Origin of the sequence: Entomohabitans teleogrylli (assembly GCF_001484765.1) — a bacterium.
In the GTDB taxonomy this organism is placed as follows: Bacteria; Pseudomonadota; Gammaproteobacteria; order Enterobacterales; family Enterobacteriaceae; genus Entomohabitans; species Entomohabitans teleogrylli.
In genome coordinates this window covers 43,192-65,653 of sequence record NZ_LLXO01000013.1, presented here as the reverse complement: position 1 = coordinate 65,653, position 22,462 = coordinate 43,192, and the positions used below count along the sequence as shown (strand labels likewise).

The window sequence follows — 22,462 nt, the reverse complement described above, 5'->3', positions numbered from 1 at the left end:
CAGGCAACGTTTATTTTCATCGCAGCGTGTTGTTGAAACAAAAAGAATAATCTCAGGCAGGGAATGTAAAATCAGAAAACGCCCTTTATCTACAGCGCCCGGCAGCGCGAGGATCCAGAGGAGATGCGGCCTGGAGGGCTCTCTGGCGAAGGCTCGCTACGCCCCCAAAGGGAACCAATATTCCGCCCGGAAGCCCACTAACCCTAATTGGGTATTTTTTGAATACTGATAAAACATTATAATAAACTGGAGGTTTTATTATTTAATAAAAATCAAACGACCCATTTCAGTAAATCCCTAATCTTTTTTATTTCCCTTCATTACCTTTATATCCGGGTAAATCGCTATTCAACAAGTTACTGCGAATAATTATCAATAACAGTACCATGATAATTAGCGCCATGGGTTTTATAAGCGGATATATCGGGGATACCGCGGCAGGAATCATATCCCGGCCTAAAACAACCCAAACGCCATCACAACCTGAAGCCGTTTCAGATGCTCAACAGCGGCGATTCAGGACTACCGCCGCCGTAGCTATTCCACCTCAATCTCGGCAATGCGCATCTCACTACCGCCATCGGTGCGAATTTCCCACGACCCGCATAACGGACACGGCATACCGTGCTCCTGCGCGACAAAGGCCTGGCTACAGTGGAAACACCATCCCTTAGCCGCCACGGTGCGGATATGAAAATGAGCCCGTTCCGCCAGCGTATTGCGACTGGCGGCCGCCAGTCCGGTTTGTAACGCCTGCGCGTCAATACAGGCCAGCGCGCCGATATCCAGCCACACCTGCAGGACGCGTTGAAAGTGCCGGGTTTGCGCCTGCTCTTCCAGTACCTGAATGACCCCCTGGGCCAGTGACAGTTCATGCATACTAATAATACCTATTCGAAATCATTAACTATTTCCGCCAGTAAAAACTCATTATTTCCGATCTATCTGGCAAATGATACAAAAGTATAATAAAGTAAATCATCCAGTTATATCCAGAGCTTATATAAAAAGATCCTTTTTATGCCATTTCACCCACCCCGAAAATAGTGAAGTTTTATTAATGTTTAATTTTAGATAATAATTCTTATTAAGATTTGTGTTTATCAAAATTTTAACACCAGGATTATTTTCCTACCCCTTTAGTGGTATGAGAATAATCACCAACACACTGTTATTTATTATTTTTATTACCTCCCTTTAACGTAATAGCACCTGAAACGCTTCGCTTCAAATTATTTAAGGAAAAGTGAAATTAACGTGAACTTAATTGATACCTGTCAATTAAATGATTCGTAAAAGTACTATTTTGCAGACAACAAAAAAGAAAAACCTTCCAGATTCGGGAGAGATGCAATGTCAGAAGGACCTAATACATTCCTTAACCACGGCATCAGTCGCCGTGACTTTATGACCCTGTGCGCCGCGCTGTCGGCGTCCATGGGGTTGAGCAGCACCGCCTCCGCACAACTCACTGAAGCCATGGCCTCTCCTGCCCGTCCGCCGGTTATCTGGATAGGCGCCCAGGAGTGTACTGGCTGTACAGAATCCTTGTTGCGCTCCACCCACCCAACGATTGAAAACCTGGTACTGGATGTCATTTCGGTGGAGTACCACGAAGTGCTTTCCGCGGCTTTTGGGCAGCAGGCCGAAGACAACAAACACCACGCCATAGAGCGCTACAAAGGCAAATATGTTCTGGTCGTGGATGGCTCAATCCCGATGAAGGATGGCGGCATCTACTGTATGGTCGCCGGTAAGCCTATTTCAGAACACATCAGGGAAGCCGCCGCTGGCGCGGCCGCGGTGATCGCCATTGGCTCCTGTTCCGCCTGGGGCGGGGTACCGGCCAGCGGCAGCAACCCTACCGGCGCCGTGTCGCTCCAGGAAGTGATCCCCGATATTCCGGTCATTAACATTCCTGGCTGCCCGCCTAACCCCCACAACTTCCTGGCCACCGTCGCTCACGTCATTACCTTCAACCGGGCGCCGAAACTGGATAGCAAAAACCGTCCGCTGTTCGCCTATGAGCGTTTAATTCACGAAAACTGCGAACGCCGCCCACATTTTGACGCCGGTCGTTTCGCCCGCGAGTTCGGCGATGAGGGGCACCGCCAGGGCTGGTGCCTGTTCCACCTCGGCTGCAAAGGCCCGGAAACCTACGGTAACTGTTCCACTCTGGAATTCTGCGATGTCGGCGGCGGTATCTGGCCGGTCGGCATCGGTCACCCCTGTTATGGCTGTAACGAAGAGAACATTGCCTTTAAGAAAGGCATCTTCCAGTTGGCGGAAGTCCAACAGCCGACTCCGCGCGCTCAGGTGCCGGAGGTGAACCGTATCGAAGGCGGCAAAGTTTCTTTAACTGCGGTAGGCCTGCTGGGAGCGGTTGTTGGCGCCGTTGGCGGTGTCAGTATCATGGCGGTCAAACGACTTGGTCGCCCGCAAGGCCATGAAGAGACTCCGGAAAAACGGGAGGATCGGCATTGAACAGGCGGAACTTCGTTAAAATCGCGTCAGGCGGGATGCTACTGGCGGGAATAACGCCCGCAGCCCAGGGGGCCGCAGCAAATAAGCCGCCCATTCCTGGCGCCCTCGGTATGCTATTTGACTCCACGCTATGTGTAGGTTGCCAGGCGTGCGTGACCAAATGCCAACAAATCAACCATCCGGTAGCCAATGAACACCGGGCGGATACTTATGCGAACGGCGACAGTACCTGGTCGGTCAACGACAAGCTGAGCCCCTATACCAACAATATTATTCAGATCTGGCGCAGCGGCGACGGCACGCACAAGAACCAGGAGCAGGACGGCTACGCGTTCATTAAAAAGCAGTGCATGCACTGCGTGGATCCCAACTGTGTGTCCGCCTGTCCGGTTTCGGCGCTCAAAAAGAATCCCAAAACCGGTATCGTCACCTACGATCCTTCAATCTGTACTGGCTGCCGCTACTGCATGGTGGCCTGCCCGTTCAACGTCCCCAAATACGATTACGACAACCCCTTTGGCTACATCCACAAATGCGAGTTGTGTAACCAGAAAGGCATTGAGCGACTCGATAAAGGCGAACTGCCGGGCTGTACCGAAGTCTGCCCTACCGGGGCGGTCATCTACGGCACCCGGGAAGAGCTACTGGCAGAGGCGAAGAAACGTCTGGCGCAGCAGGCCGGCAGCGAATATCCCTACCCGCGCCAGCGGGTCGGCGGCAGCGATGTCTACCTGCACCCGGTTGCCGAATATCAACCGCACATTTACGGCGAAACCGAGGGCGGCGGTACCCAGGTACTGGTGCTCTCCGGCGTTAAGTTTGAACATTTTGGCTTGCCGGCGCTGGATCCGCTGGCCACCGGCGCCCGTTCGGAACACGTTCAGCACACGCTGTATAAGGGCATGGTATTACCCGCCGCCGCGCTGGTAGGCATCACCTGGCTGGTACGACGCAACAGCAAAAAGAACGGACACGATAATTCCCATAAGGAGGACGGCCATGAGTGATCATGCGCATGTGCTGCGCCCGGTTGGCGGTAAGCTGTTCACGCTGAGCATCAGGATTTTAGCGCCTATCGCCGTGATCTGTTTGCTGCTGATCGCCAAACGCCTGGTCATCGGTCTGGGAGATGTCACCGATCTCAACGGCGGGTATCCCTGGGGGATCTGGATCGCCTTCGATCTGCTGATCGGCACCGGCTTCGCCTGCGGCGGCTGGGCGCTGGCCTGGGCGGTGTATGTATTCAACCGCGGCGAATATCACGATCTGGTGCGCCCTGCCCTGCTCGCCAGTCTGTTCGGTTATTCCCTTGGCGGCCTGTCGATTACCATCGATATGGGGCGTTACTGGAACCTGCCGCACTTCTTTATGCCGGGCTATTTCAATACTAACTCGGTGCTCTTTGAAACCGCGGTGTGTATGACTATCTATATCGGCGTGATGAGCCTGGAAATTCTCCCGGCGCTGCTGGAAAGGCTGGGCTGGAAAGTGCCCCTGCGCCGCCTGAACGGTATGATGCTGTTTATCATCAGCCTCGGCGCGCTGTTGCCGTCCATGCACCAGTCGTCCATGGGATCGCTGATGATGGTCGCGGGCTACAAGGTGCATCCGCTGTGGCAGAGCTATGAACTGTTGCCGCTGTTCTCGCTGTTCACCGCGTTCCTGATGGGCTTCTCAATCGTTATTTTTGAAGGTTCGCTGCTGAAAGCCACCAACACCGTGTCGATGGATGAAACACCGCTGTTCCGCAAACTGAGTAACGTCATCAAAGTAATGCTGTGGCTGTTTGTAATTGTACGCATCGGCGAAATCGTGATTAACGGCAAGCTGCCGCTGGTATTTGTCGGCGATCTCTACACGTGGATGTTCCTGGCGGAGCTCAGCCTGCTGATCATACCGCTGGCGCTTCTGCACAGCCCGCTGAGCCAGAGTAGCGCCCGGGCGCTGTTCATCAGCGCGCTGTCGCTGCTGCTGGGCGCCGCGCTGTGGCGTATGAACTACTCGCTGATCGCTTACGATCCGGGTAATGGCTATCACTACTTCCCGAGCGCCAGCGAATTGCTGATTTCAATTGGTTTCGTCGCCATTGAGATTGTCGCGTACATTCTGATTATTCGTTTACTGCCAATTTTACCTGCGCAACCGGACCGCAAAGCGTCACAACAGGATGAGGTAACACCATGAGTCAACGTATCACTATTGATCCCATCACCCGTATCGAAGGCCATCTGCGGATCGACTGTGAAATAGAACAGGGAAAAGTGGTCAAGGCCTGGTCCTCCGGCACCATGTGGCGCGGCATGGAGGAAATTGTCCGCGGGCATGACCCCAGAGACGCGTGGATTATCCTGCAGCGTATCTGCGGAGTCTGCACCACTGTTCACGCCATCGCCTCGGTGCGCGCCGTGGAAAACGCGCTGAAAATGGAGATTCCGGTTAACGCTCAGTACATCCGTAACCTGATTCTCGCCGCTCACCAGATTCACGACCACATCGTGCATTTCTATCAACTGTCGGCGCTGGACTGGGTGGACATCACCTCGGCGCTGCAGGCCGATCCGGACAAAGCCGAAGCGATGCTGAAAGGGGTATCCAGCTGGTCGCTGAACAGTTCGATGGAATTCACTAAGGTGAAGCAGCGCATCCAGGCGCTGGTGGATAGCGGCCAGTTGGGGATCTTCGCCAACGGCTACTGGGGCCATCGCGAGATGAAACTTTCCCCGGAAGTGAACCTGATCGCCGTCGCCCACTACCTGCAGGCGCTGGAGTGCCAGCGCGATGCCAACCGCATTGTGGCGATTCTGGGCGGCAAAACGCCGCATATCCAGAACCTCGCGGTAGGCGGCGTCGCCAACCCTATCAATCTCGACGCCCCGAGCGTGCTCAATCTTGAGCGCCTGATGTATGTGAAATCCTTTATCGATCGCCTCGGCGATTTCGTTGAGCAGGTTTATAAGCCGGATGCGGTGATCTTCGCCGCCAGCTACCCGGAATGGCTGAAGCTCGGCCAGGCCGCCGATCACTATCTGGCGGTACCGGAACTGCCGGTCGACCGTAAAGGCGAAACTTTCCGCCTGCCGGGCGGCTACATGCAGGGCGTGGACTTCTCAACCTTCCGGCCGATCGCCAGCCATAACGACGCTTATCTGATCGACGGTATAGAAGAAAGCGGTAAGCACGCCTGGTATAAAGATGACGAGCCGCAGAAACCCTGGCAGGGCGAAACCCGGCCAAACTACACCGGCTGGGAAGAGGACGGTAAATACTCGTGGGTTAAAGCGCCCACCTTCTACGGCAAACCGGTGGAAGTGGGACCGCTGGCCTGGCTGCTGTGCGGCCTTGCGGCAAAACACGACGGCACTCTCAGACACTATAACGGCATGAGCGCCCTGTTCCAGACTCTGACCGGCGAAGCGCTAACCACAGAGCAGTTGCAGTCCACCTGGGGACGCATTCTCGGCCGCGCGGTGCGCACCGGCGTACTCCAGGACTCCCTGAGCGAACAGTACCAGTTGCTGATCGACAATATCGGTCGCGGCGATACTGAAGCCTTTATCAAACCCGAGTTTCCGGCCGGAGAGATCCGCGGCGTCGGGTTCGAGGAAGCCTCGCGCGGCATGCTGTCGCACTTTATCGTTATCAAGGACGGTAAGATTGCCAACTACCAGGCGGTGGTGCCCTCCACCTGGAACGCAGGCCCGCGCAACTTCAACGACGAACCGGGCCCCTATGAAAGATCGCTTATCGGTACGCCGGTGGACGATCCAGAAAAACCGCTGGAAGTGGTACGCACCATCCACTCGTTCGATCCCTGCATGTCCTGCGCAGTGCATATGGTGGATCTGACCGGGAAAACCCTCAGCAAAGTGAAGGTCCTGTAATAATGAATACGCTGTTACTGGGAATTGGCAATCTGTTGCTCAGCGATGAAGGCGTCGGGGTAAGAGCGATTGAAGCGCTGGAACAGCGCTTCGCCTTCCCGCCCGACGTCGAGCTGCTGGACGGCGGTACCTCCGGTATGGAGTTGCTGGACGCCATGGCCAGTCGGGATTTACTGATTGTTATTGACGCCGTGCAGAGCCATCAGGAAGCCGGAAGCGTCTTTATTCTTGAAGACGGCGACGTGCCGGCGCTGTTCACGCGCAAAATATCCCCGCACCAGTTGGGGCTGGCGGACGTACTGATGGCGCTGAAAATGACCGGGGAATTTCCCCGTAAACTGGTGCTGATCGGCATCGAACCGGCCTCGCTGGCGCCGGGAATGACGCTGACCCCTACGGCTCTCCAGGCGATGGAGGTCGCGCTGCGCGAAACGCTACGTATTCTGGAAAGCCACGGCATGTCCGCTGTCGCCCGCAAGGAGGAAGTATGTGCAGCGAACTGATCCATGACATTACCGGCCATGAAATCTCCCCTGCGGCGCTGCTTGAAGCCCAGTTTCTGCAGGTCGCCCGGCAAAATATGGCGGACCTACCGTTTTATCGTCGCCATATCCCGGTGAGAGCCTGCGGCTTTCGGGTTTATGAAGATCAGTGGTTCGGCGCGATGCTGACACCGTGGATGATGGAATTGATGGTGCTGCCCGGCCCCGGGCAGCAGTGGCCGCGGCGCCCGGTCGGCGAACGAATTGGTCTGGAATTTCCCACCGGAAATCTGGCATTCCGGGTCGGCGAGATGGCCGGTCTCCACTACCTGGCCTGCTCGCTAATGTCGCCCCTTGATGCGCATCTCAGCGCGGAACAGGCGCTGGCGCTGGCGGAAAATAGTGTCACTCTGGCGCTTTCTCTGCCGGTACGCGAAGAGCCGCCGGCGGTGAACGCCAGCCGGCGCGCGCTACTGCGCGGTAAAGTCGCCTGACGGGCTTTTCAGAAAACAAGATGTAGAGGTACAGGTATGTGTCTGGGTGTGCCCGGAAAAATTATCGCCATCGGGGAAAGTATTGATCATCCCGCCACGGTCGAAGTCAACGGTATCAAGCGCCAGGTGAATATTTCGCTGGTCTGTGAGGACGGCGATGCCCCGGCGGATTTACTCGACCGCTGGGTGCTGGTGCATGTCGGGTTCGCCATGAGCATTCTCGATGAGCAGGAAGCGACCGAAATGCTGGATGCACTGCGCAGCGTGACCGGCGAGGCCTGGTTGCAAGATTGACCGGCTGTTTTGCGACCCGCCCGGCGCCGCGCATGGTAATCCCTGGCGGTGCGGGGTTTTTATCGTTGAAAAACGCGCAACGCTATAATTAATCTAACCTTTTCTGACAATTCACGAAAAGACACACAATTAACGCAGCTATTCTGTGGGATATCTTGTTTCCCCCCGGGTTTGGCGGTACATTAGCCGCGAATTCAGGCCCTGCGGCGTTCAGTTTCCCTGAATCCGTAGTCAGGAAACCTCAATCCCCTGAAGACAATCAGATAAAGCAGCCCTCAACGGGCGCGGAGCAATGAACGTGAAATACTTTTTGATGGGAATCTCGGTGATTCTGCTGCTCTGGGCGGGCACATTCTTCCTGATGGTGGAATAGTTTCGCAGCGGGTCCAGAGAAGACAGGAGCCTGCTGGCTCCTGTCCGGTTAGCGACAAAGCCAAAAAACGGCGTTTTTTGGCTTTGTGGTTTAAGGCCGACAATCAATAAATAGATTTTCCCCTTCATATTCCGATCGGTATCGGTCAACTTCGCAGCAAACCTGAGACTGGTCTTGCACTTCACCGCAGCCTGACGGCTTCTCCCGGCATTTACGCAGGCTGATCTTCGGCGGCTGATTTCTGGTGGCCCGGCAGCAGGCCATCGGCCCGGAACATCGCCTTAATACCGCGCACCGCCTGGCGGATACGATCGCTGTTTTCTATCAGCGCAAAGCGCACATGGGTATCCCCATAATCGCCAAAACCAATCCCTGGCGATACGCACACTTTCGCCTCCTGAAGGAGCTTTTTGGCGAACTCCAGCGACCCCATCGCGGCGTAGGGTTCCGGGATTCTGGCCCACACATACATGGACGCTTTCGGGCGCTCGACCATCCATCCCGCCTCATGCAGCCCTTTTACCAGCACATCGCGACGACGTTTATATTGTTCGGCGATATCGCGTACGCACTGCTGTTCGCCTTCCAGCGCGGCGATAGCCGCCACCTGCAGCGGCGTAAAAGTACCGTAATCGTGATAACTCTTAATACGCGCCAGCGCGCTCACCAGCTCCTGGTTACCCACCATAAAGCCAATACGCCAGCCGGCCATGTTGTAGCTTTTCGACAGGGTAAAGAACTCCACCGCCACATCGCGCGCCCCCGGCACCTGCATGATCGAAGGCGCTTTCCAGCCGTCGTAGACGATATCGGCATAGGCCAGATCGTGCACCACCAGCACATCATAACGCTTCGCCAGCGCCACCACTTTCTCAAAAAATTCCAGCTCCACGCACTGGGCCGTCGGATTGGACGGGAAGCCAAGAATCATCATCTTCGGCTTTGGATAACTTTCGCGAATTGCCCGCTCCAGTTCATTGAAGAAATCCACCCCTTCCACCAGCGGCACCGAACGTACCTGGGCGCCGGCTATCACCGCGCCGTAGATATGGATCGGATAGCTGGGATTCGGCACCAGAACCGTATCACCATGATCAAGCGTCGCCAGCATCAGGTGCGCCAGCCCTTCTTTAGAGCCGATAGTAACAATCGCTTCGCTCTCCGGGTTGATATCCACCTGATAGCGATCCTGGTACCAGCGGGAAATGGCGCGGCGCAGACGTGGGATTCCGCGCGATGTGGAATAGCCATGGGTGTCCGGGCGCTGGGCCACGGTGCACAATTTTTCCACGATATGCGGCGGCGTCGGGCCGTCCGGGTTCCCCATACTGAAGTCAATAATATCTTCGCCGCGACGACGGGCGGCCATTTTCAGCTCGGCGGTAATGTTGAATACATACGGGGGAAGACGATCGATACGCGCAAAACGACGTACAGGACTGAAGTCAGCCATAGATTCCTCGAAGTAACGTAAGCGCCCGGACCGTCCGAGCGACGCTGCCACTGATGTGGCGTTGTTGAAAACATAACCTGGAAAATTTTGTGCTGTCGAGAGGGTTTTAAAAATATTTTATCTGAAATACAAAACGGGAAGTTTCATTCGAAACATATCTCTGTTTAAAATTCACAAAACGGCATAAATTAACAACAGCAAAACAAACCAATAACCTACCCCCTGATGGAGCATCTGACTATGTCCCTGCAAATCAACAACCTGCCCGACGCCATCCGCAGCATAAAACAGCAATTACGCGGCAATCTTCCTCAATACCGGGAAATTTTTGCGCAACTGGATGCCGACATCCGCCGACAGATCGCCATCCTGCACGACGAGCAGGCGCGTGGAGAAAGCCCGGTACCGCAAATTCACGCCGACGACATCCTTGAGCAGCGCATCAGCGAAGCGCAAAAAGCGCGGATTCGCCAGCGCGGCTGCTGCGTAATCAAAGGGGTTTTTCCTGGTGCGCAGGCCAGCCGCTGGAATGATGAAATAGGTCGCTATCTGGAGGAAAACGATTTTGTTGGTAAGTTGCAGAACGCCGCGGAAGATAACTACTTCGGCACCCTGGCCGCCAACAAACCGCAGATTTACGGCATTTACTGGTCGAAACCGCAGGTCGAGGCACGCCAGCACCAGCGGATGAAGGCCGCCCAGGTGTTTCTGAACAGCCTGTGGAAGACTGAGAGCCAGGGCAAACAGCACTTCGACCCCACCAGGGTCGTCACCTATGCCGACCGGACCCGCCGTCGCCCCCCGCGCTCCGGCTCTCTCGGGCTTTCACCCCATGTCGATAGCGGATCGGTTGAGCGCTGGCTGGATGAAAATTTCCGCCACGTCTACCGCCATGTCTTCAACGGCCAGTGGCAGCAGTACGATCCTTTCGACGCCGAAGCGCGTACCGAGGTGCAGGAGATAGCCTCGCCGGCGGTATGCTCAATGTTCCGCACCTTTCAGGGCTGGACCGCCCTGACGCCCCAGCGTAGCAACGCCGGTACACTGACGCTGCTGCCGGTGGCAAACGCCATGGCGTGGATTCTGCTGCGCGCCCTGCAGGACGACGTGCCGGAAGACGCCCTCTGCGATGCGCAGCCCGGGCGAGCGCTGTCCATTAACAAGCAGTGGCATCCCCTTTTGCTTACCGGGATTTCCTCAATTCCTGATATGGAGCCGGGCGACACCGTTTTCTGGCACTGCGATGTCATTCATGCAGTGGAAAATGAGCATAACGGTGAATTTGACAGTAACGTAATGTATATCGCCGCCGCGCCCTGGTGTGCCAAAAACGCCGCCTACCTGCAGCGCCAGTGGCCGGCATTTATCGACGGCAAGTCACCGCCGGACTTCGCGGCTGACGACTTTGAAGTTGATTTTCGTGGACGCGCCACAGAAAGTGATTTAACCGCGCAGGGAAAAGAACAGTTACAGGGCTAGCTAGCCCACGGGTTTGCCGGACACGAAAAAGATCCCCGCGCCAGCAGACTACTGTGAACCGGGGGTTAACTGGCGCGCGGGCGCTATCACAAAGCCCGCGCGCCGGAGCATTACAGTATCTGTCCCAGGGTCTGGCGCAGATGAGCGCCCGCCCCCAGCAGTCCAGGCTGATCGTGGGTGATCAGATACACCGGAATATCCTGCACATAAGCCCTGAAGCGCCCTTTATCTTCAAAACCGCCGCGGAAACCGGAAGCGGTAAAGAATTCCATAAAGCGCGGCACAATCCCGCCGGCAATATACACCCCGCCGAAGGTGCCCAGCGTCAGCGCCAGATTGCCGCCAAAACGCCCCATAATCACACAGAACAGCGACAGCGCCCGGCGGCAGTCAATACAACTGTCGGCCAGCGCGCGTTCGGTGACGTCTTTTGGCTGCAGATTTTCCGGCAGCCGGCCGTCGGCTTTAACGATCGCCCGGTACAGATTGACCAGCCCCGGACCAGAGAGGATGCGCTCGGCGGAAACATGACCCAGTTCGCCGCGCAGTTGTTCAAGAATGATGCCCTCTTCTTCGCTGTTGGGCGCAAAATCGACGTGCCCGCCCTCTCCGGGCAGACTGACCCAGCGCTTATCCACATGCACCAGATGCGCGACCCCCAGCCCGGTACCCGCGCCGTAAACCGCCACCGGCTTTCCGGCCACCGGCTGCGCGCCGCCGAACTGCACCAGGTGTTGCGGTTTCAGCATCGGGATCGCCATGGAAACCGCCGTGAAGTCATTAATGATTTCGAGGTGAGAAAATCCCAGGTTGCGTTTCATTTCGGCAATTGAAAACGCCCAGGTATGGTTAGTCATCGCCACCCAATCGCCGGTGATCGGGCAGGCAATCGCAATACAGCCATCGGTTACCCCGACAGACTGCTCTTCCAGATAGACCTGAATCACCGCCTCCAGGCTGGGATAGTCCAGGCCTGAATAGGTCTTCGCCCGGGAAATTTCCCCACTGTTAATGTCGCAGAGCGCCAGCCGCGCATTGGTTCCCCCGACATCACCTACCAAAGCAAATTTGGTCATTCTTCAACGGCTCCACTAAAGTCAAAACAAAACTACGCAACACTGTAGAATCAACCACCGGTAACAACAACGACCATCTCCCGTACAGGGTACAAAGGTTGAGAACGATCACATTTTTAGTTTAACGTTTCAGCACCCGTTGCAAAGCGCCTTCGCGCAGTCCGACTATCATCGGCAAATCGCAACGGGACACCAAAAGGACGTAACGCTATGCTCCATCCACGAGCCCGAATGATGTTGATGCTTGCCGTACCCGCAGTACTGATTGGCGCCGCCTCCAGTCTGATAATGTTGCTGGTGATGAAGCTGGCTACGGTGCTGCAACACATACTGTGGATCAACATGCCGGGCCGACTGGGGATTACCGGCGATTCCCCACTGTGGATCATCGCCATCCTGACGCTAACCGGCGTGGCGGTGGGGTTAGTGATTCGTCACTTTCCCGGCCACGGCGGCCCGGATCCGGCGACCGAACCGCTGATCGGCAGCGCCGTTCCGCTGTCCACCCTGCCGGGGCTGACGCTGGCGCTGATTCTGGGGCTGGCCGGCGGCGTCAGCCTGGGGCCGGAGCATCCGATCATGGCGCTGAATATTGCTCTGGCGGTAGCGCTGGGGGCCAGAGCCGTACCCGGCGTCAGCAAGCTGGACTGGACCATTCTGGCCTCCGCCGGCACCATCGGCGCGCTGTTCGGCACCCCGGTCGCCGCGGCGCTGATCTTTTCCCAGACCCTGAGCGGTAACGACGATGTCCCGCTCTGGGATCGTCTGTTCGCGCCGCTGATGGCCGCCGCCGCGGGGGCGATGACCACCGGGTTATTTATTCATCCGCATTTTTCCCTGCCGGTCGCGAACTACCCGCAGATGCACGTCGTGGATATCCTCAGCGGCGGCATCGTGGCGATAATGGCGATTGCGCTGGGTATGGTGGCGGTATGGTGTTTACCCAGACTGCACAGGCTACTGCACCAGCTCAAACATCCGGTACTGATTCTGGGCGCGGGGGGATTTACGCTGGGTCTGCTGGGGGTTGTCGGCGGCCCGGTCACCCTGTTTAAAGGGCTGGATGAGATGCAGCAGATGGCCCACAGCCAGATCTGGGGCGCCCCGGAATATCTGCGCTTCGCGCTGGTGAAACTGGCGGCGCTGGTAGTGGCCGCCGCCTGCGGCTTTCGCGGCGGACGTATCTTCCCGGCGGTCTTCGTCGGCGCCGCTCTCGGCCTGATGCTGCACGCCCACGTGCCGGCGGTCCCGGCAGCGATTACCATTTCCTGCGCGGTTCTCGGTATGGTACTGGTCGTCACCCGCGACGCCTGGCTAAGTCTGTTTATGGCGGCAGCGGTGGTGCCCAACCTCAACCTGCTGCCGCTGTTGTGTATTGTCATGCTGCCCGCCTGGCTGCTGCTGGCGGGCAAACCGCTAATGACCGCCCGCCGCAGCCGCCACGACTAACCGGAAAGCCTGCCGCTATTGCGCTGCTCCAGAGAGCGGGTCACCGCCGCCAGCAGCGCCGGAACATCGTCCCGGGGCAACATCACCTCCACCAGCGAGAGGGATAACGGGGCTTCCAGCCGCGCCAGCACCTCCCGCAGTTGTACCGTCTGGCTGACGCGCCAGCTGCGCGACTGCCCGCAAACCTGCATCGCCCGGGCCAGCGCGGTCCAGTCCCAGCCGGCAATATCGTTATAGCGCTGATTGGGGCCGTGAATAGCCCGTTCCACGGTGTAGCCGCCGTTATTCAGCAGCAGAATCACTGGCTTCAGGCCATCACGCAGCATCGATCCCAGCTCCTGGGCGGTCAGTTGCGCCGCGCCATCGCCGACAATCAGCACCACACGCCGATCCGGGCAGGCGGTCTGGGCCCCAAAAGCGGCCGGCAGCGTGAAACCGATGGATCCCCACAGAGGCTGAACAATAAATCGGCTATCCACGGGAAGACGCAGCGCCGCGGCGCCAAACGCCGCCGTCCCCTGGTCGGCCAGCACAATATCGCCAGGACGCAGAAAACGCTGAACCTAGCGCCAGAAACTTGTCTGGCAGAGCGCCCCGCTGGCAGGCTGCGGGGATTCCGGCGGCGCTAATCTGTCCGGCACCGCCTGTAGCCGTGGCTTACAAAGCTGGCGCACAATGGCCAGCGCCGTGGCGGCGGGAAACTCGCTGAACCAGCGATCGCCGATGCGCGTGGCATGGGGCTGGATCTCAATCGTGCGCTGCTCCGGTAACTGCTGGCTGAAGCCGGCGGTAATGGTGTCAGTAAATTTAACGCCGACGCAAATCACCACATCAGCCTCTTCAATGCACGCCCGAACCCGCGGTTCACTGGCGGCGCCGCTGTATGTGCCGACAAAACCGGGCGCCGTCTCGTCAAACAGCCCTTTCCCCATCAGCAGAGTGGCGTGTGGAAATGGCGTCTCCTGTACCCACTGCTGTAACGCATCCTGTAATCCGAAGCGCAGCGCCAGAAAGTCCGCCAGTAGCGCGATATTGGTCCCCTGAGCGAGTTTCTGGCGCGCACAGTCGCGGAAAGCCTCGCACAGCGCATCAGAGACCTGCGGCGGTGCGCTGGTGATAACGTTTTCAGGGGCCACGGCCGGCAACGCCGCGACATCGCCAGGCAGCATCAGATACCCGGGACGCCGCTCGCGCATCATCAATGTCAGCACGCGATCGATTTCCGCACAGGCATTGTCCGCCGTAAGCCGGGCGCTGGCGACGCACAGATGGGCGCTCATATGCGCGAAATGGCGAAAATCGCCGTCCCCCAGCGTATGGTGCATCACATCGCCGCGCTGCTGCGCCGTCAGGCAGGGGGCGCCGACAATATGCAATACCGGGACATATTCGGCATAACTGCCGGCAATACCGTTCAGGGCGCTCAGTTCGCCGACGCCAAATGTAGTCAACAGCGCCCCGGCGCCCTGACAGCGCGCATAGCCGTCGGCAGCATAGGCGCGTTCAGTTCATTAGCGCAGCCAACCCAGGTCAATGAAGGGTGATCAATAACGTGGTCGAGAAACTGGAGGTTGTAATCGCCAGGTACCCCAAACAGATGTCCGATACCGCAGCCTGCCAGCCTGTCCAGCAAATAATCCGCAACCGAATATGAGGCGTTCATAGCCCACTCCTGCCCATGAATACACTCTTTGAGTATTGAAGAGCGGCGATCGCTGTCCAGGATATATCGCCGTCTGGCCCGGAAAGCATAATTTACAGAGATGAGCACGGCACTTTACAGCCTTGACGCCGTGTGTAAACGTATACATTCCTCATCAGCAATAAATAAAAGGTCACGTTCATGGTTTACCAGGCAGATCCCGCCCGCTACCAGCAGATGGAGTATCGCCGCTGCGGCCACAGCGGTCTGAAGCTCCCCGCTATCTCGCTGGGGTTATGGCATAACTTTGGCGATACCAGCGCGCCGGATACCGGCCGCCAGTTGGTACGTCGGGCCTTCGATCTGGGCATTACCCATTTTGACCTGGCCAATAACTACGGGCCGCCGCCGGGCGCCGCGGAGCATCTCTACGGACGCCTGCTGCGCGAGGATCTCCATCCGTGGCGCGATGAGCTGATTATTTCCAGCAAGGCCGGTTATACCATGTGGGAGGGGCCCTATGGCGACTGGGGATCGCGCAAATACCTGATCGCCAGCCTCGACCAAAGCCTTAAGCGTCTGGGCCTTGAGTATGTGGATATTTTCTATCACCACCGTCCGGATCCTGATACTCCGCTACAGGAAACCATGGCGGCGCTGGATCATGTTGTGCGCCAGGGAAAAGCCCTGTATGTCGGGCTCTCCAACTATCCGGCGGCGCTGGCGGATCGGGCGACAGAGATACTTAATCAGCTCGGCACTCCCTGCCTTATCCACCAGCCGAAATACTCGATGTTTGAACGCCAGCCGGAACAGGGTCTGCTGGAGCTGCTGGCGCAAAAAGGGGTCGGGAGCATCGCATTTTCACCTCTGGCGGGAGGCCAGTTGACGGACCGCTATCTGAACGGCATTCCGGCCGATTCACGCGCCGCCAGCGCCAGTCGTTTCCTCAACCCGGAGCAAATCACCGCGGAAAAACTGGTTAAGGTACGACATCTCAATGCGCTGGCGCAGCGGCGCGGCCAGAAGTTGTCCCAAATGGCGCTGGCCTGGGTGATGCGTGACGATCGCGTGACATCGGTACTGATTGGCGCCAGCAAAACCAGCCAGTTGGACGATGCCGTCGGCATGCTGGCTAACCGCCAGTTCAGCGCCGAAGAGCGGGCCGCGATCGAGGCGATACTCGCCGATTAGTCTTTAGCAAAAAATGCGGTCAGCCGCAGATTAAGAGTCGCCCCAATCAACCGAATGTTTACGGTTCCGTAATATTACCGTAACAGGCCGCAACTGGCTGAGAAAGGAAGGAGAGGGGTATGCTCAGGTCTTTGATTCTTGCCGCCGCGCTGACGGCGCTGGCGCCGCTGGCCGCGACAGCCGGGGAGATCACCCTGCTGCCGTCCATTAAATTACAGATTGGCGATCGTGATAATTATGGCAACTACTGGGATGGCGGTCGCTGGCGCGATCGCGACTACTGGCAGCGTAATTATCAGTGGCGCGGCGATCGCTGGTGGCGGCACGATAATGGCTGGCACCGCGGCTGGGATAAAAAAGGCAAAGCCTGGGAGCGCGGATACCGGGCTGGCTGGAATGACCGCGACGATCGACGCGGCCCCGGGCGCGGACACGGGCGTGGCGGTCACCACCGCTAAGCCACGGCCGAACACCGTTCAGGCGCAAAAAGCCGACATATTTGTCGGCTTTTTTGTCGCTATTGACCGGCCCTGAATTTCACGGCCATGCCGCGCCAGCACGGCTCTTCAGGGTTCCAGGGTAACGGCCCGCGCAGCCCGGGGAATTTGCGGCGCGCCTACGGATATCACCCAATCAACGAGCCTATCAGTAACCAGCCGTTCAGCGCGACCACCAGCGCCACAATCCCCCAGCCGGCCTGCTTCACCAGTCGGGTATTGACCAGATCCCCCATTAACTGGCGGTTACTGGTAAATATCAGCAGCGGTACCAGCGCCAGCGCAATCCCGAAACTGAGCAGCACCTGGCTCATCACCAGAATCCGCGTCGGATCCATCCCCATCAGAATAACAATAAACGAAGGCAGCATCGTGATTGCGCGCCGCAGCCATAACGGAATGTAAAAACGCACAAAGCCCTGCATTACCACCTGCCCCGCCAGCGTCCCTACCACCGTGGAAGAGAGCCCGGCGGCCACCAGACTCAGGCCAAAAATGGTCGCCGCCGCATGGCTGAGCAGCGGTTCCAGCGTCAGATAAGCCTGATCGAGATCGGTGATGCCGGTATGTCCGGAGAAATGAAACGCCGCGGCGGCGGTAGCCATCATCGCCAGGTTGACAAACCCGGCAATGGTCATGGCGATCGCCACATCCCATTTTGTCGCAGCATAGCGCTCTTTCTGACTACCGCCGTGCAGATGTTGAGTCAGCGATGAGTGCAGATAAATCACGTGCGGCATGATAGTGGCGCCCAATACCCCGGCGGCGAGAAACACCGCCTGAGACGATGGCAGCGAAGGGATAGCAATCCCTCTGGCAAGCGCCGCCAGCTGCGGCCGGGAGAACACCAGTTCAACAATATAGGCGGCAGCCACAAACAGCAGCAGCCCGCCGATCACTTTTTCCAGTGGCTTTTGCCCGCGGCTCTGCAACATCAGAATCAAATATGTCGCAATCCCGGTCAGCACCGCGCCTTCCAGCAGCGACACGCCGAGGATCAATTTGAACCCAATCGCGGCGCCGATAAACTCCGCCAGATCGGTGGCCATGGCGATGATTTCCGCCTGAATCCAGTACAGCCATACCACCGGACGCGGGTAATGGTCGCGAATCTGCTCGGCAAGATTTTTCCCGGTGGCAATCCCCAGCTTCGCCGACAGCACCTGGATCATCATCGCCATCAGATTGGCCCACACCACCACCCACAGCAGCTGATAGCCAAAACTGGCGCCGGCCTGAATATTGGTGGCGAAGTTACCCGGATCGATATAGCCAATGGCGGCGACAAACGCCGGCCCCATCAGCGCCAGCCTGAGTTTACGCGCCGTCCGGCCCTGATTCTCGCCAACGCGACTGTTGGTCATTTTTCGCCTCAACAAATATAGCCTTTGCTATGTTTCATGCTAGCAAAATAGCCCGGTCTGGCAAGTTTGCCGCCTGCGGAAGTAGTGATTTCTCTGATAGCCTGAGTCAATGGCTGAAAAGGAAGGATGGCCAGAGGCTGAATTTATGCTGCGCGCCAGGAAAATCAATGTTGCACCCTGACGCATTTTATTAACCTTTACTATCTTTAATTAACATATCAGAAATGTATTGCCGATCACTATTTTGTCATTCAGTCACAGGACATCCCTATAGTGTGCATTTGATCTCGTTTTCTTATTGCTTGTTACATAGAATGTGCAACGAAATTCCATATGCCTCAAATTTGGAGCAAACATGTCCCGCGTCCTGCACTTTGTGTTAGCGCTCGCTGTTGTTGCGCTGCTCGCGCTTCTGGTCAGTCATGACCGTAAGCAAATACGGATCCGTTATGTGATTCAACTACTGGTCATTGAAGTTCTGCTGGCCTGGTTTTTCCTGCATTCCGAAGTTGGCCTCGGCTTTGTGCGCGGCTTCTCCGAAATGTTCGAGAAACTCCTCGGCTTCGCTAACGAAGGGACAAACTTTGTTTTCGGGAAAATGAACGATGAAGGTCTGGCCTTCTTCTTCCTGAAAGTATTGTGCCCCATAATCTTTATTTCCGCGCTGATCGGTATTCTGCAACATATTCGCATATTGCCAATAGTGATACGGTTTATCGGTACTGTGCTGTCGAAAATTAACGGCATGGGTAAACTGGAATCTTTTAACGCGGTTAGCTCGCTGATTCTGGGGCAGTCTGAAAACTTTATCGCCTATAAAGATATTCTCGGCAAGATGTCCCGCAACCGGATGTACACCATGTCGGCGACGGCGATGTCCACGGTCTCAATGTCCATCGTTGGCGCCTATATGACCATGCTGCAACCGAAGTATGTGGTTGCCGCCCTGGTGCTCAACATGTTCAGTACCTTTATCGTCCTGTCGCTGATTAACCCCTATCGCGTGGAACAGAGCGAAGAAAACCTGCAAATGACCAACCTGCACGAAGGCCAGAGCTTCTTTGAAATGCTCGGTGAATACATACTGGCGGGTTTCAAAGTGGCGATTATCGTTGCGGCGATGCTGATCGGCTTTATCGCGCTGATTGCCGGACTGAATGCCCTGTTTGCCGCGGTACTGGGCATCTCCTTCCAGGGTATTCTCGGCTACATATTCTACCCCATTGCCTGGGTGATGGGCGTACCGGCCAGCGAAGCGCTGCAGGTGGGCAGCATTATGGCGACCAAGCTGGTATCCAATGAGTTTGTGGCGATGATGGATCTGCAGAAAATAGCCGGCACGCTATCGCCGCGCGCCGAAGGCATCCTGTCGGTATTCCTGGTCTCCTTTGCCAACTTCTCATCGATCGGCATTATCGCCGGGGCAATCAAGGGCCTCAATGAAGAACAGGGCAACGTGGTTTCCCGCTTTGGTCTGAAACTGCTGTACGGCTCCACGCTGGTAAGCGTACTGTCGGCGTCGATTGCCGCTCTGGTACTGTAATTTCCCTGATAAAAACCGCAGCTTGCTGCGGTTTTTTTGTGCCCGCGCGTCAGGCGTCCAGCTGTTCGGTAAGCGGCTGTGGCCGGCCAATCAGGTAACCCTGCAGGTATTCCACTCCCAGCGACAACAAAATATCGCGCTGCTGCTGCGTTTCCACATACTCAGCCACCACCGACAGCGACTGCGCCTGAGCCAGTTCACAAATCGATTTGACGATCATAGCATCGAGGTTATTGGGGCCGATATCGCGCACGAAACAGCCGTCAATTTTGATGATATCGGCCTGGAGATTCTTCAGACGCGCATAGTTGGCATACCCGGTGCCAAAGTCATCAATCGCAATCCGCAGCCCGCTTTCGCGCAGTTGGTTAATGTTAGCGATGATCACCCCTTCGTCAGAAAACGCCTGCGCCTCCGTGACTTCAATGACAACGCTACACGGCGATACCCCTGCCGAACGGAACAGCGCGACAATATCGCCGGCAATATCTTTCTGCATCAGGGTATAGGGCATCAGATTGACAGAAAAACGCGCCTGTTCGCGGGTCGCCGGATGCCGGCTCAGCCAGGCGACCAGCTTTTCCAGCACCGCCATGTCAAAACGCACGCTCATGTTAAATTCGGCCACTACCGGTATAAATTTGTCCGGCGTAATGGTTTCATTCTCCACGTTCAAACGCGACAGGACTTCGTAATACCCTTCCCCATGACGATTATGAATCGGCTGCACATACAGTTGCAGTCCCTGCTCTTCCTGCAGCGCCTGCTTCACTTTATGCAGCATAAGCACCCGCTCGGTAGTCTGGCCGGTAACCAGCGCCTGGCGGTGATCGAGACTGAGCACGCGATTATTGGTGGCCTGCTCCGCCAGATAGCTTAACTGACCGAGCATCCGCTGTAGTTCATCCGGATCATAGTGGGAGACCACGCCCCAGGAAGCGCTGTATTCAATTTCCAGCACTGACTTGTGCCAGCTGATTTTGCGGCTGTTAAGCAAATTCACCATATGCGTCAGACGGCTTTCAGCCTCCGGACCGCGCAGGTAGAGCAATAATTCACATCCGGGTAACTGGAAAACAGTCTCGCCTTCGTGCAGTAGCGGGCGCAGTTCACTGGTGATCACCCGTTTGCAATGCACCCGCATCATCATGCCGTAATGGCGGCTTAAAAACTCCAGATTGCCCATGCGCAGGCAGCACAGGGTGCCGGTCTGATATTCCTGCAAATGGTTTTCCAACGCCCTGAGGTTCGGCAAACCGGTGAGCGGATCAGTCAACGCCTGGGAATAATAGACCCGGTGCGCCCATTCGCTCTTGTGGTACATCAGCGCCATATACAGCATGCATACTGTGAAAGAGATAAATACCGACAAAGTAAACGACAGCGCCATGCCGGTGCGCACACCAAACAGATAACCTTCGTTCCAGGTCAATAAAAACCAGGCGGCAATCGCCCAGCTAAAACTGATCATTCGCTGGCCGAGATGACGTATCCCGTGGGTAAAAAAGATAAAAATCAGCGGCACCAGATAACTGGAGATCAACAACGTACGGGTGGGGATACAAAACAACCCGACAATCCCCGCCAGCGCCGCTATCCAGCCAAGGGTATAAAGCCGCCGCCCCGGCAATAAATAAGGATTTTTACAGCGCCACCACAGCGCCCGGGCAAAACGGGGACTTAACGCCACCCGCAGCGGATAATAAAACAGGTTGGTAAAGATTAACGATGCGGCAATCAGATTAAGAACATCAATAATATTATAGAGTAATGAAGCATGACCAAAATAGACGGCGACCGGGGCTGGAAAGTCAATATAGCGGCCGGCCAAAAACATACTGGCTTTCATCAGACACGGCGCCGCGAAACACAGCCAGAATATCCTGATGCCCAGACCATCATTAGGCAACGCATAGCGCCAGCGCGATCCGAGAATGAAACGCACTATCGCGCTACACAGCAGCAGCGGCGCCGCAATGCACAGCATAAACACCATGATTTGCAGCGCGCTTAATGTGAAATGCATGCTCAACAGCACAAACAGTGAAATCACCAGCGGTAGCGCGGCAATCCGCCCGAAGACCAGAATCATCGCCACCATAAAGCTCAGGGGCAGCCAGGCAAGATAGAGCGTCTGGCCATCGAGCACTATTTTCGGGGAAAGAATGCGAACCAGCGGCATAAACACCAAAAATAACGCTAATGCGACAGCGAATTTTCTTATCTTATGGGCGTGACTGGTCATTAGCGTAGAATAGTTACCTTTGGTGATTTTATCGTCTGAATCATAAGTTCATTTTAATATATAAGCAAGGTAACTGAACCGTAAAACGATATATCTTACTCACCGGGGAATAAAAAAATAAATCTATACAAATGAAGGTAAAGAGTTAGCGCAGAAGAAAATAGAATGTGAATGAAAAGCCGGGGTTGTAAAGCAAATTCCCGACGAATAATAACCCCGCCGAAAAACAAAAACCCCCGCCGTAGCGAGGGTCTGAATTGGTGGAGCTAAGCGGGATCGAACCGCTGACCTCTTGCATGCCATGCAAGCGCTCTCCCAGCTGAGCTATAGCCCCTTTGACGCTGACTGTTCACTTTCCAAATCTGATGGGATGAAATTTGGTGGAGCTAAGCGGGATCGAACCGCTGACCTCTTGCATGCCATGCAAGCGCTCTCCCAGCTGAGCTATAGCCCCGTGTGAACATCTTGTCGTGTTGACGGGCGGCATAATATGAATTCCCACCCCCGGTGTC

18 protein-coding genes, 2 tRNA genes and 1 pseudogene are annotated in these 22,462 nt (G+C 56.3%); 12 read left to right on the top strand and 9 right to left on the bottom strand.

What is annotated here, in order from left to right:
- Nucleotides 1–537 precede the first annotated feature (537 nt).
- On the bottom strand, nucleotides 538–879 hold the full coding sequence (hypA, locus tag AQ981_RS15745) for a hydrogenase maturation nickel metallochaperone HypA (protein ID WP_058912696.1): 342 nt from the start codon (nucleotides 877–879) through the stop codon (nucleotides 538–540).
- Between the two features lie 474 nt (nucleotides 880–1,353).
- Here hypA and hybO point away from each other — a divergent pair, with 474 nt between their 5' ends.
- The 7 genes from hybO to hybG are packed head-to-tail and all read left to right on the top strand — an operon-like array spanning nucleotide 1,354 to nucleotide 7,635.
- Nucleotides 1,354–2,484: a hydrogenase 2 small subunit gene (gene hybO / locus AQ981_RS15740; RefSeq protein ID WP_058912695.1), complete on the top strand. Its 1,131-nt coding sequence runs from the start codon at nucleotides 1,354–1,356 to the stop codon at nucleotides 2,482–2,484.
- Nucleotides 2,481–3,491, top strand: a complete 1,011-nt coding sequence (gene hybA, locus AQ981_RS15735; protein WP_058912694.1) for a hydrogenase 2 operon protein HybA — start codon at nucleotides 2,481–2,483, stop codon at nucleotides 3,489–3,491. The genes hybO and hybA overlap by 4 nt, the downstream gene beginning before the upstream one ends.
- The gene (gene hybB / locus AQ981_RS15730; protein WP_058912693.1) at nucleotides 3,484–4,668 is read left to right on the top strand and encodes a Ni/Fe-hydrogenase cytochrome b subunit; all 1,185 of its coding nucleotides are present in this window, start codon (nucleotides 3,484–3,486) and stop codon (nucleotides 4,666–4,668) included. The genes hybA and hybB overlap by 8 nt, the downstream gene beginning before the upstream one ends.
- Entirely contained in the window at nucleotides 4,665–6,365 is a 1,701-nt protein-coding gene (hybC, locus tag AQ981_RS15725; protein ID WP_058912692.1) for a hydrogenase 2 large subunit, read from the top strand. The genes hybB and hybC overlap by 4 nt, the downstream gene beginning before the upstream one ends.
- 2 nt (nucleotides 6,366–6,367) lie before the next feature.
- Nucleotides 6,368–6,868 (top strand): HyaD/HybD family hydrogenase maturation endopeptidase, encoded by a 501-nt coding sequence (locus AQ981_RS15720; RefSeq protein WP_058912691.1) that lies wholly within the window; start codon nucleotides 6,368–6,370, stop codon nucleotides 6,866–6,868.
- Complete coding sequence (hybE, locus tag AQ981_RS15715; RefSeq protein WP_058912690.1) at nucleotides 6,853–7,341, top strand: hydrogenase-2 assembly chaperone; 489 nt, start codon at nucleotides 6,853–6,855, stop codon at nucleotides 7,339–7,341. The genes AQ981_RS15720 and hybE overlap by 16 nt, the downstream gene beginning before the upstream one ends.
- A gap of 36 nt (nucleotides 7,342–7,377) precedes the next feature.
- Nucleotides 7,378–7,635, top strand: coding sequence for a hydrogenase maturation factor HybG (gene hybG, locus AQ981_RS15710; RefSeq protein WP_058912689.1), 258 nt, complete (start codon nucleotides 7,378–7,380; stop codon nucleotides 7,633–7,635).
- A gap of 231 nt (nucleotides 7,636–7,866) precedes the next feature.
- Here the strand turns inward: hybG and AQ981_RS28675 are convergent, their stop codons facing one another.
- Both AQ981_RS28675 and alaC read right to left on the bottom strand, forming a co-directional pair.
- Nucleotides 7,867–8,157: a hypothetical protein gene (locus tag AQ981_RS28675; protein ID WP_249226323.1), complete on the bottom strand. Its 291-nt coding sequence runs from the start codon at nucleotides 8,155–8,157 to the stop codon at nucleotides 7,867–7,869.
- Nucleotides 8,158–8,219: 62 nt separating this feature from the next.
- Complete coding sequence (gene alaC, locus AQ981_RS15700; RefSeq protein WP_058912687.1) at nucleotides 8,220–9,461, bottom strand: alanine transaminase; 1,242 nt, start codon at nucleotides 9,459–9,461, stop codon at nucleotides 8,220–8,222.
- A 240-nt stretch (nucleotides 9,462–9,701) separates the two neighbouring features.
- On the opposite strand from alaC, the gene AQ981_RS15695 reads away from it, so the two are divergent.
- Nucleotides 9,702–10,940, top strand: a complete 1,239-nt coding sequence (locus AQ981_RS15695) for a DUF1479 domain-containing protein (protein ID WP_058912686.1) — start codon at nucleotides 9,702–9,704, stop codon at nucleotides 10,938–10,940.
- 110 nt (nucleotides 10,941–11,050) lie between these two features.
- Here AQ981_RS15695 and glk read toward each other — a convergent pair whose 3' ends face one another.
- Nucleotides 11,051–12,016, bottom strand: coding sequence for a glucokinase (gene glk, locus AQ981_RS15690; protein ID WP_058912685.1), 966 nt, complete (start codon nucleotides 12,014–12,016; stop codon nucleotides 11,051–11,053).
- A 210-nt stretch (nucleotides 12,017–12,226) separates the two neighbouring features.
- Between glk and AQ981_RS15685 the strand changes: the two genes are divergently transcribed.
- Complete coding sequence (locus AQ981_RS15685; RefSeq protein ID WP_058912684.1) at nucleotides 12,227–13,465, top strand: ion channel protein; 1,239 nt, start codon at nucleotides 12,227–12,229, stop codon at nucleotides 13,463–13,465.
- Here AQ981_RS15685 and AQ981_RS15680 read toward each other — a convergent pair.
- Nucleotides 13,462–15,128, bottom strand: a pseudogene (locus AQ981_RS15680) (alpha-keto acid decarboxylase family protein). The gene AQ981_RS15685 and the pseudogene AQ981_RS15680 overlap by 4 nt on opposite strands.
- A 180-nt stretch (nucleotides 15,129–15,308) precedes the next feature.
- On the opposite strand from AQ981_RS15680, the gene mgrA reads away from it, so the two are divergent.
- On the top strand, nucleotides 15,309–16,301 hold the full coding sequence (gene mgrA / locus AQ981_RS15675) for an L-glyceraldehyde 3-phosphate reductase (protein WP_058912683.1): 993 nt from the start codon (nucleotides 15,309–15,311) through the stop codon (nucleotides 16,299–16,301).
- Nucleotides 16,302–16,420: 119 nt separating this feature from the next.
- Complete coding sequence (locus tag AQ981_RS15670) at nucleotides 16,421–16,759, top strand: DUF2502 domain-containing protein (protein ID WP_058912682.1); 339 nt, start codon at nucleotides 16,421–16,423, stop codon at nucleotides 16,757–16,759.
- A 167-nt stretch (nucleotides 16,760–16,926) separates the two neighbouring features.
- Here AQ981_RS15670 and AQ981_RS15665 read toward each other — a convergent pair whose 3' ends face one another.
- Nucleotides 16,927–18,162 carry an Nramp family divalent metal transporter gene (locus tag AQ981_RS15665; protein ID WP_058912681.1) on the bottom strand — a complete coding sequence of 412 codons (1,236 nt, stop codon included), beginning with the start codon at nucleotides 18,160–18,162 and terminating at the stop codon, nucleotides 16,927–16,929.
- Nucleotides 18,163–18,517: 355 nt separating this feature from the next.
- On the opposite strand from AQ981_RS15665, the gene AQ981_RS15660 reads away from it, so the two are divergent.
- Nucleotides 18,518–19,705 (top strand): NupC/NupG family nucleoside CNT transporter, encoded by a 1,188-nt coding sequence (locus AQ981_RS15660; RefSeq protein WP_058912680.1) that lies wholly within the window; start codon nucleotides 18,518–18,520, stop codon nucleotides 19,703–19,705.
- Between the two features lie 49 nt (nucleotides 19,706–19,754).
- Here the strand turns inward: AQ981_RS15660 and AQ981_RS15655 are convergent, their stop codons facing one another.
- From AQ981_RS15655 to AQ981_RS15645, 3 genes are all read right to left on the bottom strand, one after another.
- The gene (locus AQ981_RS15655; protein WP_058912679.1) at nucleotides 19,755–21,950 is read right to left on the bottom strand and encodes an EAL domain-containing protein; all 2,196 of its coding nucleotides are present in this window, start codon (nucleotides 21,948–21,950) and stop codon (nucleotides 19,755–19,757) included.
- A 258-nt stretch (nucleotides 21,951–22,208) separates the two neighbouring features.
- Nucleotides 22,209–22,284 (bottom strand) — tRNA-Ala (locus tag AQ981_RS15650).
- A 44-nt stretch (nucleotides 22,285–22,328) separates the two neighbouring features.
- Nucleotides 22,329–22,404, bottom strand: a tRNA-Ala gene (locus AQ981_RS15645).
- Nucleotides 22,405–22,462 lie beyond the last annotated feature (58 nt).